At 77.2% G+C, this 237-nt stretch carries 1 pseudogene; it reads right to left on the bottom strand.

What is annotated here, in order from left to right:
- A pseudogene (locus KVT14_RS21325) lies at window positions 1–237 on the bottom strand (argininosuccinate lyase); the annotation flags it as partial.

Below are 237 nucleotides of genomic sequence, written 5' to 3'. Positions count from 1 at the left end.
CTCGGGGGTGAGCGCCGGGTGGATCGCGGCGAGCTCGTCGTCCGTCAGCTCCCCCAGCTCCACGGCCGGCTCGTGCTGCCCGCAGGCCCGGACGCACGCGCCCGCGACCCCGTGCGCCACCCGGAACGGCACCCCCTCGCGGACGAGCCACTCGGCGATGTCGGGCGCGAGCGAGAAGCCCTGCGGCGCGAGCGACGCCATCCGCGCCGTGTCGAACCGCAGCGTCGCGACCATGCC

This window comes from Cellulomonas sp. GbtcB1 (genome assembly GCF_019091725.1).
GTDB lineage: Bacteria > Actinomycetota > Actinomycetes > Actinomycetales > Cellulomonadaceae > Cellulomonas.
The sequence above is the reverse complement of the archived record's forward strand: the minus strand, read 5'-3'. Positions and strand labels throughout refer to the sequence as shown.